The sequence below is a fragment of the Paractinoplanes brasiliensis genome, assembly GCF_004362215.1.
Classification (GTDB): domain Bacteria; phylum Actinomycetota; class Actinomycetes; order Mycobacteriales; family Micromonosporaceae; genus Actinoplanes; species Actinoplanes brasiliensis.
Window position 1 is genome coordinate 889,253 of the sequence record NZ_SNWR01000002.1, and the last position, 10,556, is coordinate 899,808.

The following is a 10,556-nucleotide window of genomic DNA, read 5'->3' on the forward strand; positions in this document are numbered from 1 at the left end:
GTAGCAATGTCCGACACGCGGCCACGAGGCGAGACCTTCGAGTACGCGGGCGCGACCGTTGAGCTCGTCGACGTGGCAACCGTGCTGGCGGCCGCCCGGGTCAACCCGGTCGAGCTGCTGCGCCGGGCGACCTGGCCGGCGCCGGTGCAGCGCGTCGAGCTGACTGTGGCCAGTGCCGACCGCACGTCCGGGCCGGTGCACACGTTCGCGGCGTCGATCAGCACCGCCGAGGAGCCGCTTTCCAAGGAGCGCATCCGCAAGCTGGTGCTCGGCAACGACCCCGTCGGGCTGCTGCTGGCCAAGCGCATCGAGGCCGGCGACCCGATCGCCACCCGCATCGTCGACGGGGTGGGGGCAGCGGCCGCCGCGGCGTACCGGAAACTTGGTCTTGATCGTCAGGCCGCGCCGATGACCGGGCGGGAGCCGGGGACGCTGGCCGACGCGGTGGTCGGGTTGCAGGCCGAGATCTCCTACGACGAGACGGGCACGGTGGTGCGGCTGCACGCCGAGGTGCCGCGCGACGACGTGACCCCGGCCCACCTGCAGGCCTTCGTCGGGCTGACGTTGCAGGCCGTCATCGAGCTGACCGGGCCGGACTCGCTGACCGGGCGCCGGTTCGTGGTGACCCGCGAGACGCTGCCGAAGGCGCCGGTGACCACGCAGGAGGTCACGCTCGACATGGTCGGCGGGCTGGCCGACGTGGTCGGCGAGCTGCGGCAGATCGCCGTGTCGTTCCGCCACCCGGAGGCGATGGCCCGCTGGGGCGCCCGCCGTCCGCAGGGCATCCTCATGTACGGGCCGCCCGGCACCGGCAAGACGATGCTGTCGCGGGCCCTGGCCAACGAGATCGGGGCCGACTTCCGCGAGATCCGCACGCCGGAGATCCTCGACAAGTGGCTCGGCGGCTCGGAACGCAACATCAAGCAGATCTTCCGCGATGCCCGCCGTTACCGGGTGCCGACGCTGATCCTGTTCGACGAGTTCGACTCGATCATCAGTTACGCCGGCTCGGGCGGGGACGCGGCCAGCCAGGCCATCAACGCCGTGGCCGGCATCTTCAAGCAGGAGATGAACGATCTGATCGAGGCCAACCCGAACGTGATCGTGGTGGCCACGACAAACTTCCCGCACCGGGTCGACGACTCGCTGATCCGTTCCGGACGCTTCGACGTCAAGATCAGTGTGCCGAAGCCGGACGACGCGTCGCGGGCCGAGATCTTCCGCAAGATGATCCGCGGCTTGATCGCGGCGCACGAGGCGCCCGGCTTCCAGATGTTCGCCGACGACCTCGACATCGCGGCCCTGGCCACGGCCAGCCACGGCATGACCGGCGCCGACATCAAGGAGATCCTGCGGCGGGTGCAGCTGTCCAAGGCGATGCAGGACGCCCGTACGGGCGGGAACGTCACCCCGATCACCACCGACGAGCTACTGGCCAGCGTGTGTGAGCTGCTCGGGCCACGCTGACCGCCCCCGTGACCGCCACGGCAGCAGTGCGGAGCTCGCCAGGACGCCGAGCCCGCACACCAGCAGGGCCACGCGCACATCGGTCACGGCGGCGAGCAGGCCGCCCAGCGCGATGCAGACCGGCTGCACGGTGCGGGACGTGATCTGCCAGCAGGCGATCACCCGGGACAGGTAGCCGTCGGCCGTCACCGTCATGCGGTAGGTCGCGAAGGCCGGGTTGAACACGCCCGAGCCCAACAGGGCCACGAACTCGACGGTGGTGATCAGAATCAGTCCGGCCGCGCCCGCGGGCATGAACGCGAGCGCCCACAGCCAGAGCGCGCGTCCCACGCCCGCGAACAGCAGGACCTGCCGGCGGCCGTAACGGGTGGTCAGCGGGCGCACCAGCAGCGCGCCGACGATGCCGCCGAGGCACGGGACGCCCCACGCGATGCCGTACTGCCACGGCTCGAACCCCAGGTCACGCAGCATCAGGACGGTCAGCAGCGGGGAGGCGGCCATCATCGAGCCGCCGAACAGCTGCGCGTTCACGAACAGCAGCCGCAGCCCGCTGTGCCCCGCGATGTAACGCCACCCGGCGGTGATCTCGGCAAGACGATGACGAGCCTTTTCCCGTACGGGTGGGGCAGGCTCCGGCGTACGCAGGGAACGCACCCCGAACGCCGAGAGCAGAAAACTCACCGCGTCCGCCGTGATGGTCCACGCCACCCCGAACCACGAGGTGAGCGCGCCGCCGATGGCCGGACCGGCACTGTACGCCGTCCAGAACGTGGCCTCGAAGCGCCCGTTGGCCGTGTCCCGCTCGTCCGGCCCGGCCAGCGCCTTCAGATGGGTGCCGCTCGCCGCGGTGAACGCGATCGTCCCCACCGACTGCACCACCGCCACCACGCAGAGCTGCGCGTACGACAGCACGCCGGCCAGCATCGCCACCGGCACGCTCACCATGATCACGAAGCGGGCCAGGTCGGCGCCGATCATCACGGGGCGTTTGCGCCGGTGCTCGATCCACGGACCCAACGGCAGCGCCAGCACGGCACCGGCCAACCCGCCCAGCGCCGCCAGCAGCGACACCTGGAACTCGGGCACGTCGAGCACGAGCACCGCGACGAGCGGCAACGCGCCGAACCCGATCCCCGTGCCGAACTCACTGATCGCGTACGCCGCCCACAGCCGGCGGAAGTCGGAGCCCAGCGCCACCCGGGCACCCTACAGAGGACCGCAGCGGTTCTGAACAACCCTTTCCGGTTACGCCGGCGCGGCGCGCTCCACGATCGCCGCCGTGTCGGCCGCGCGTCCGAGGGTGCCGAACGTGTGCCCCCAGTCGCCGCCGAGCCGGCTCGCGCAGAAGGCGTCGGCGACCGCCGGCGGGGCGTACCGGACCAGCAGCGACGCCTGCAGCAGCAGGGCCATGAGCTCGACGACCCGGCGCGCGTCCGACTCGTCCGGCTTGTCGCGCAGGAACGTGGACACGGCGTCGTCGAGGCGACGGTCCGCCCCGGATGACAGGGACAGTTCCTCGCGGAACGCGTCGAGGCCGGCGGGTGACCGTTGCATAGTCCGCAGCACGTCCAGGGCCTGGACGTTGCCCGAGCCCTCCCAGATCGAGTTGAGCGGCGCGTCCCGGTACAGCCGCGGCAGCCCCGACTCCTCGACGTAGCCGTTGCCGCCCAGGCACTCGAGGGCCTCGCCGACCACGACCGGCTGGCGCTTGCACACCCAGAACTTGCCGATCGCGATGGCGAGCCGCTTGAAGGCCTGCTCGTCGCGGTCGACCGCCCCGGCCAGCCGCATCGCCAGCGCCGTCGCCGCCTCGGACTCCAGCGCCAGGTCGGCCAGCACGTTGCGCATGGCCGGCTTCTCGATCAGCGGGCCGCCGAACGCGTGCCGGTGCCGGGTGTGGTGGATCGCCTGGGTGAGGGCGGCCCGCATGCCCGAGGCCGAGCCGGTGACACAGTCGAGCCGGGTCATCGCCACCATCTCGATGATCGTCCGTACGCCCTGACCCTCGTCGCCGACCAGCCACGCCACCGTGTCGTCGAACTCCGGCTCGCTGCTGGCGTTGCTGCGGTTGCCCAGCTTGTCCTTGAGCCGCTGGATGCGGAACGTGTTGCGGCTGCCGTCGGGCAGCACCCGCGGCACCAGGAAGCAGGAGAGCCCGGCCGGCGCCTGCGCGAGCACCAGGAACAGGTCGCACATGGGCGCGCTGGTGAACCACTTGTGCCCGCGCAGCCGGTACGTGCCGTCGCCGCCGGGCGTGGCCACGGTGGTGTTGGCGCGGACGTCCGACCCGCCCTGCTTCTCGGTCATGCCCATGCCGGCCAGCAGCCCGGTCTTCGTGGCCGGGGTGCGCAGGCCCGGATCGTACGAGCGGGAGGTGAGCAGCGGCTCGTAGAGCGCGGACAATTCCGGGGCGTGGCGCAGCGCGGGGATCACGGCGTACGTCATCGAGACCGGGCAGATGTGGCCGGCCTCGACCTGCGACCACACGTGGACGCCGGCCGCGCGGGCCACGTGCGCGCCCGGACGGCGAGCAGCCCACGGCGCCCCGGCCAGGCCCTCGCCGACGGCGACCTCCATCAGCCGGTGCCACGACGGGTGGAAGTCGACCTCGTCGAGCCGGTGCCCGTACCGGTCGTGGGTCAGCAGCCGGGGCTCGTGACGGTTGGCCTCGTCGGCCCAGCGTTGCGGCTCGGCCGTGCCCGCGAGCTTGCCCAGCCGGTGCAGGTCGTCGACGGCCCAGGAGGCGCCCTCGCGGGAAACCGCCTCGAGCAGGGCCGGGTCGCCCGCCACGTCGTGGCCGACCAGCGGGGGAGCCTGGTTGAAGACCTCGTGAGTCATCCCCGCAGCCTACCGCCGGGTAACTTGCGCGGGAAGCCGCAGGAAGGCCTCGCACGCGCCGGAGAGGGAGGTGCCGTCCCGGGCGGCGCGTGCGAAGCGCGCACAACATCGCACATTCGAGGGCTCGGGCGGGAGTGTCGGAAATCCGTCCGCAGGTGAGACCGTACGGGACGCTATGGTCGGGCGTTGCGAGCGCGGAGGGGGAACCGGTTGACCACGACGGCCGAGATGGTCGCCCGGCTGGCCGAGGCCCGGCGGATCGCCGCCGACGCGGGCCGCGGTGACCTCGCGGAGCGCCTGGAACGCGCGGCCGGGCGGCTCGGGCCCGGCGGCGACCTCGCCGTGGCCGTGGTCGGCGAGTTCAAGCAGGGCAAGAGCAGCCTGGTCAACGCCCTGCTGCGCACCGACCTGTGCCCGGTCGACGCCGACGTCGTGACGGCGCTGCCCACGATCCTGCGGTTCGGCCGCCCACCCTCGGCGGCTCTCGTGGACGACGAGGGGCGCACACCGATCGACTTCGACGCCATCGGCAAACACATCACCGGCGCCGGCGCCGAGGCACGGGCGGTCGAGATCAGCATCGACCGGCGGCTGCTCGGCGCCGGTCTCGCGCTCGTCGACACGCCGGGGGTCGGCGGCCTCGACTCCGCGCAGGGCAACCTCACCCTGGCCACGCTCACGACGGCGGCCGCGGCCCTGTTCGTCACCGACGCGGCCCAGGAGCTCACCGCCCCCGAGGTCGACTTCCTGCGCCGTACGGCCGAGCGTTGCCCCCGCACGTTCATCGTGCTCACCAAGACCGACCTGCACGTCGAGTGGCGGCGCATCGCCGAGCTCAACCAGGCGCACCTGCGCGAGGCCGGGCTCGAGCTGCCCGTCGTGCCGGTGTCGTCGTTCCTGCGGATGCGCGCCCAGGCCCGCGACGACGCCGCCCTCAACGAGGAGTCGGGCTTCCCGCGGCTGGTCGGCCTGCTGCGTACGGAAGTCGTCGGGAAAGCCGCCGAGGACCGCCTCGCCGCCGCCCGTGCCGAGCTCGCCTTCGTCGCCGCCCAGCTGCGCGAACGCCTCGACGCCGAGGCCGCGGCCGCCCTCGACCCCGCGGTGACGGCCGGTTACGCCGAACGTTCCCGCCGCAGCGCCGCCCTGCAGCACGGAACGTGGCAGGTCGTGCTGCAGGACGGCATCCAGGACATGGCCGCCGACGTCGACCACGACCTGCGCGAGCGGCTGCGCCTGCTGATCCGCCGCGGGGAGGACCTGCTGGCCGAGTCCGACCCCCGCGAGACCTGGCAGGACTTCCAGGCGTGGGCCGCCCGCGAGGCCTCCCGGGCCGCCGCCGACAACCTGATGGTGCTGGTCACCCGGGCCGAGCAGCTGGCCGCCGAGGTTGCCGAGCGCTTCGGGATGGAGGCGCACGACCTCAGCGCCACCCTGCCCGCGCTGCCGATGAGCGCCGACAAGGCCCGGCAGATCGAGCTGGACTTCGGCAAGTCGGGCATGGCGCAGTTCCTCGGCGCCTTCACCGCGGCCCGCGTCGCGTACGGCGGTTTCTATCTGCTCGGCGCGGTCGGCGCGCTGTTCAGCGTGGCCTGGGCCGCCCCACTCGGGCTGCTGGCCGGCGTCACGCTCGGGCGCCGGCTGGTCAAGGCCGAAAAGGAGCGACAGGTGCGTCAGCGGCGGCTGCAGGCCGGGCAGGAGCTGCGGCGCTACGTCGACGAGGTCGGCTTCCACGTGGGCCGCGACAGCCGCGAGTCGGTCCGCCGCACCCAGCGCCTGCTGCGGGACGAGTTCGCCACCCGGGCCCGGGAACTGGCCCGCTCGGCCCACGCCGCCGAGGCCGCCGTACGCGAGGTGGCCGTCCTCGGCGAGGACCAGCGCCGCAGTCGCGCGGCCGCCCTGCACGAGCAGCGCCGGCGCATCGACAGGCTGGCCTCGTGAGCCTGCTCGCCCGCACCCGCGCCCTGCTCGACCGGGCCGTCGCCGACACCGCCGACCCGCGGCTGGCCCAGGCCCGGCGCCGCCTCGACGAACCGCTGCGGGTGGCGATCGCGGGCAAGCTCAAGGCGGGCAAGTCGACGCTGCTCAACGCGCTGATCGGCGAGGAACTCGCCCCGACCGACGCGGGCGAGTGCACCCGCATCGTCACCTGGTATGCCGACGGCCCCTCGTACGCGGTGACGTCGTACCTGCGCGACGGCACGGGCGAGCCCCGGCCGTTCACGCGGCGTGACGGCGCTGTCCGCATCGACCTGGGCCGCCCGGCCGAGCAGGTGGAACGCCTGGAGGTACGGGTGCCCAGCGCCCGCCTGCGCCGGCACACGCTGATCGACACGCCGGGCATCGAGTCGCTGTCGACCGGTGTGTCGGCCCGCACGCACACGTTCGTCAACGACGACGGCCAGGCCGACGCGGTCATCTACCTGCTGCGGCACCTGCACGGCGGCGACCTGAAGTTCCTGGAGGCGTTCCACGGCGGCGCCGACGGCGGCACCTCGGTCAACGCCGTCGGCGTGCTCAGCCGGGCCGACGAGATCGGGGCGTGCCGCCTCGACGCGATGACCGCCGCCGAGCGGGTCGCCGACCGGTACACCACCGACGAGCGGCTGCGGCGGCTGTGCCCGGTCGTGGTGCCCGTCGCGGGCCTGCTCGGCGCGGCCGGGGCGACCCTGCGCGAGGGTGAGTTCCGGGTGCTGGCCCAGGTCGCGTCCCGGCCCATGGACGACATCGTCGAGCTGTTGCTGACCGCCGACCGGTTCGCGGCCGGCAGTGAGGAGCGGCGGCGGCTGCTCACCCGGGTCGGGCTGTTCGGCGTACGGCTGGGCACCCGGCTCATCCGCGAGGGTGCGGTCACCGACGCCGCCGGGCTGGCCGCGGCCCTGACCGAGCGCAGCGGCATCACCCGGCTGCGCGAGGTCCTCGGCGCCCACCTGGAGGGCCGGGCCGAGGTGCTCAAGGCCCGCAGCGCCCTGGCCGCCCTCGACGAACGCCTGCCGCCCGGCTCATCCCTGGCCGCCGGGGCGGAGGAGATCCGGGCCGGCGCGCACGAGTTCGTCGAGCTGCGCCTGCTGCACCAGCTGCGCTCGGGCCGGCTGGCGATGGCCGACGACCGCCGCGCCGAGATGGACCGGCTGCTCGGCGGCTCCGGCGGCGGCCCGGCCGACCGGCTGGGGCTGGCCGTGGACGCCGAGCCGGACGAGATCGGCGCCGCCGCCCGGAGCGCTCAGGCCAAGTGGCAGCGCCTGGCCGAGCACCCGCTGTCGAACCGCGACCTGCGCACCGCGGCCCGCGCCGTCACCCGCACGTGCGAGGGCATCATCGCCGCTCAGAACCAGCAGGGATGACCCTCGCGCTGCCCCGGCGCGGTCAGCACCGTCTCGCCCGTCCCGTCCGGCTTCATGATCACGATCTGGGGGCGTTCGTAGTCGCCGCGGGTGAACGCGAACCACTTGCCGTCCGGTGACCACGACGGGTCCATCTCGCGGGCCGGGTTGCTGGTCAACCGGCGCGGCGGCTTCGTGGTCAGCTTGTCGACGATCCAGATGTCCGAGTTGCCGTCCGCGCTCTCCCTGGTGAACAGGATGTACTTGTTGTCGGGAGAGAGCGCCGGGTCGACGGCCGGGCCGTCCTTCGGGTTGGTGATGCGCCGGCCCGGCTCCACCAGCTTCTTCGCGTTCAACGCGTAGATCAGCTTCTCGCCGGCCCGGAAGACCCAGTAGACGATCGCCTCGCTGTCCGAGGTGTAGAACGGGTCGTCCTTGGCCTCGTTGGAGAACGTCAGCTGCTCGGGTTCGCCGCCGTCGATCGAGATCCGGTGGATCTGGTTGATGCCGTCGACCTTCTTCATGTACGCGACCAGCTTGTCGTCCCCCGACCAGCTCGCCCGGCCGTTGGAGACGTCCTCGACGAGCGTGTGCCGGCTGGTGCCGGTCTTGTCCATGATGACGATGTCGTTGGTGCCGTCCGGGTTGATGTGGGTGATCGCGATCAGTTCCCGGTCGTGCGACCAGCGCGGCAGGACGTCACCCGGAATCGTGCCGGGCAGCTCGGTCCGCTCGGCGCCGGCGCCCGGCTTGAACGACACGATCTTCGACACCCGGTTGGCGCTGTCGTCGGCCCCGGTGTCGACCCGTACGAGGATCGACGCGTCCGTCGGGTAGGGCGGCTTCGCAGTCGCCGAGGTCACCGGCGTGCTGGGCAGGGCGCCAGTCCCGGCGTCGCGCTTGTTCCGGTTGTTGAGGGCCACCCCCGCGACGACCGCCCCGGTGATCAAGAGCACCGCCAGCCCGGCCGCGACCGCGACCCGGCGGGTGTTGCGGCGCGCGCGGGGCGGCTCGGGCCCTTCTTTCCCGTACGCGTCCCGGCCGTTCCACACCGGCGGCGGTCCCCCCGCCGCCGCGCTGTCCGGCCCTGGCTGGGCTGGGGGAGCCGCACCGGGCCCGAACGCCGGCGGCAGCCGATCGGGGACGGACGGCGCGGAATCCGCCGGGTAGGCCGGAGCGACCGGGCGAGGCTGCGACGGAGATGCCGGGCTGCCCGGATAAGCCGTCGTGGGCGCGTGCGGCTGCGACGGAGGGGCCGGGTAGACCTTCGTGGGTGTGAGGGGCTGCGTCGGGGTGGCGGGCGTGAGCTGGTCGGGCGGAGAGGCCCGCCCGGCCGGGAACGCCGACGTGGACGTGAGCGGCTCCTGCGCGGGCGCCGGGTGGGAACCGGGAATCGAGGCCGCACCCCGCTGATACACCGGCACCCCGTTGCCGGACCGCTGAGGCGCCGCCGGAGGCTGTGCGGGCATCACCCGTGTGGCGTCCGCAGGCGCCGGCGAAGTCACGTCCGGCCCCGGCTCCGGCAGGTGTGGCGTGGCCGGCTGCCCGGCCGCTGCCGGCGCGGTCTGCGGGAGCGGCCGGGCAGCCGGACCCGGCGGGCTCTGCGGCACGATCGAGGCCGCCGACGCCGGCGGCGGGCTCTGCGGCGCGATGGAGGCAGCCGACGCCGGACTTCGCGGCACGATCGGGGCGGCCGTCGACGGCGCCGGCGGGGTGGGGCCGGTGGCGGCGGCCGCGCCCAGGGCGATGCTGTGCTCCGGGTGCGGGTCGGCGATCACCGGCCGCCCGAACTCCTCGCCCAGCAGCTGGGCCACGACCGGGATGCGGGACGAGCCGCCCGCCAGGAGGATCGCGCTGACCTGAGCCGCGTCGAGGCCCGCGGAGCGCATCGCCCGGCGGGTCGCGGCCAGGGTGTCCTCGAGGGCGGGCGAGATCATCGACTCCAGTTCGGAGCGGTTCAGCCGTACGCGGGTGTGCAGGCCCGGCAGAGCGACCGGGATCTCGGTCTCGGTGTCGAACGAGAGCGCCTCCTTGGCCTCGACGCAGTCGCGCCGCAGCCGGGACAGCGCCACCACCACCTCGGGGTCGTCCGCGTCCAGCGACAGCGCCGCGTCGCCCAGCGCCCCGACCACGTGCGCGAACACGGCCTCGTCGAAGTCGGCCCCGCCCAGCTGCTCGACGCCCTCGGGCTCGCCGACGAGCGCGAACCCGTCGCCGTCGCGTCGCAGCAGCGCCACGTCGAAGGTGCCGCCGCCCAGGTCGTACACCATCACGGTCTCGCCGGGCGCGATCCGCCGCGCGGCCGCGTGCTGCAGGGCCGCCGCCTCCGGCTCGGTGCGGAACGTGACCTGTTCGGCGTCGGCCAGCCGTACGGCCTGGGCGAACTGCTCGCGTTTGTAGGGCCCCCAGTTCGCTGGGTGGGTCAGCGTGATCGCGGACGGCGGAGCGCCGCGCAACCGGGTGACCTCGTCGAGCACATGCCGCAGCAGCTTGGCGGTGAGCGCGTGGGCCGAGAACGGGGTGCCACCGACCAGGATCGGCACGGGGTCGCCGATGCGCCGCTTGAACTCGCGGGCCAGGCGGGACGGCTCGGCCTGCCCGCGCCGCTCGGCTGTCTCACCGATCAGCAGCGAGCCGTCGGCCTTGACGAACACCAGCGACGGGATCTCGGCCCGCCGCCCGCCGAGGCGCACGATCTCGGCCGCGCCGCCGTCGTCGCGCACGGCCGCCGCGGTCTGGGTCGTGCCGAGGTCGATGCCGAGGCCGTAGCTCCACTCCACGCCGTGGATTTTCGCATCCGCGTGCCACCTCCGACGCTGCCCGAACGGGTAACTGCGGCCGGGCGAGAGCCGGATGTCCGACAGCGTGGATCACCGCCGCCGTGGTTCCGACCCGCGGTGTTCACACGTGCGAAACCCCCGGTGACGGTTC

At 73.5% G+C, this 10,556-nt stretch carries 6 protein-coding genes; 3 read left to right on the plus strand and 3 right to left on the minus strand.

Translation table 11 applies throughout. The annotated features are described in order from the left end of the window. Positions 1–6 precede the first annotated feature (6 nt). A complete protein-coding gene (locus tag C8E87_RS36120; RefSeq protein WP_133877885.1) occupies positions 7–1,467 on the plus strand; it encodes an ATP-binding protein in 1,461 nt (486 codons plus the stop codon). Here the strand turns inward: C8E87_RS36120 and C8E87_RS36125 are convergent. Both C8E87_RS36125 and C8E87_RS36130 read right to left on the minus strand, forming a co-directional pair. Continuing rightward, complete coding sequence (locus tag C8E87_RS36125; protein WP_133877886.1) at positions 1,429–2,664, minus strand: MFS transporter; 1,236 nt, start codon at positions 2,662–2,664, stop codon at positions 1,429–1,431. The genes C8E87_RS36120 and C8E87_RS36125 overlap by 39 nt on opposite strands. Positions 2,665–2,712: 48 nt before the next feature. Further along, complete coding sequence (locus C8E87_RS36130) at positions 2,713–4,305, minus strand: isovaleryl-CoA dehydrogenase (RefSeq protein ID WP_133877887.1); 1,593 nt, start codon at positions 4,303–4,305, stop codon at positions 2,713–2,715. A 210-nt stretch (positions 4,306–4,515) separates the two neighbouring features. Between C8E87_RS36130 and C8E87_RS36135 the strand changes: the two genes are divergently transcribed. After that, a complete protein-coding gene (locus C8E87_RS36135; RefSeq protein WP_133877888.1) occupies positions 4,516–6,243 on the plus strand; it encodes a dynamin family protein in 1,728 nt (575 codons plus the stop codon). Further along, positions 6,240–7,646 carry a dynamin family protein gene (locus tag C8E87_RS36140; RefSeq protein WP_133877889.1) on the plus strand — a complete coding sequence of 469 codons (1,407 nt, stop codon included), beginning with the start codon at positions 6,240–6,242 and terminating at the stop codon, positions 7,644–7,646. Before C8E87_RS36135 ends, C8E87_RS36140 begins: the two co-directional genes overlap by 4 nt. Here the strand turns inward: C8E87_RS36140 and C8E87_RS36145 are convergent. Beyond that, entirely contained in the window at positions 7,628–10,405 is a 2,778-nt protein-coding gene (locus tag C8E87_RS36145; protein WP_133877890.1) for an Hsp70 family protein, read from the minus strand. The two genes, C8E87_RS36140 and C8E87_RS36145, sit on opposite strands and share 19 nt — an antisense overlap. Between the last annotated feature and the right edge of the window lie 151 nt (positions 10,406–10,556).

What these genes read in the sequence shown, in the direction of transcription:
- C8E87_RS36120 (WP_133877885.1), top strand. Translation starts at nt 7, where the DNA reads ATGTCCGACACGCGGCCACGAGGCGAGACCTTCGAGTACGCGGGCGCG.
- C8E87_RS36130 (WP_133877887.1), bottom strand. Translation starts at nt 4,305, where the DNA reads ATGACTCACGAGGTCTTCAACCAGGCTCCCCCGCTGGTCGGCCACGAC.